The organism is Polaromonas sp. P1_E3, from assembly GCF_056405935.1.
Map to the genome: position 1 here is coordinate 1 of NZ_JBFUBD010000720.1, position 898 is coordinate 898.

1 protein-coding gene is annotated in these 898 nt (G+C 50.4%); it reads left to right on the plus strand.

Annotated elements, in window-relative coordinates; translation table 11 throughout:
• On the plus strand, positions 1-802 hold an 802-nt coding region (locus AC1D0Z_RS23045; RefSeq protein WP_477660450.1), incomplete at its 5' end, for an HNH endonuclease.
• Between the last annotated feature and the right edge of the window lie 96 nt (positions 803-898).

Genomic DNA, 898 nt, shown 5'->3' on the forward strand with positions numbered 1-898 from the left:
ACAGCGCGAAGCCTGGACACACGACCAACTTCTTGCGGCTTTCTATTTGTACCTTCAACTCAAGCCACATGAAATTCAAAACTCTTCCCCACTAGTGATCCAGTTCGCCGGGCAATTGGGGAAGTCCGGAGACGCCGTAGCCGCAAAACTGCGGACATTAGCTCAGCTTGACCCCGTACTGGTCACCAAAAGCACAAGAGCATCGGACAACGTCACTGATCTCGACAAACAGATATCGCTCGAATTCCAGAACAACTGGACGGCAACAACTTTGACTGCCAACGAAGCATTTGAAGATGTTGTGGGAGCCTACGAAGCCGCTGCAGACGCGGGGCAGATATCCGCTGCGGACGCCAGCTATCTTTTCCGTGCCGGACAAACACGTGAAGCCTTAGTCGAGATACGAATAAATCAAAGAATATTTAGAACTGCCATTCTCAATGGCTACAACTCCACGTGCTGTATTTCGGGTCTGAAGAATGAGAAGCTACTAATCGCAAGCCACATTGTTCCCTGGTCAATGGACGTTGAAAACCGTCTTAATCCAGCAAACGGTTTATGCCTATCCGCGCTACACGACCGGGCATATGACCAAGGGTTAATAACTGTCTTGCCCGATCTGACGATTCGCGTCTCAGCAGGATTAATGCAACAGCGATCCAACAGTTTTCTGACCGAATCTCTTCTGCGCTATGACGGAAAGAAGATTGCAATCCCTGGTCGATACCCCCCACACTCCAAATTCCTTGAATCTCATGCGACGCGCTTTGGCTACATAGGCCAACCTGTCATTTCCAAATAAGAGGGGCCAAAAATGCAAGCTCGCCTGACTTTGCGGAACTACCGCTGCTTCACCGACACCGCCCCGGCAGTAATTCACATCGGCAAGGGATTCACC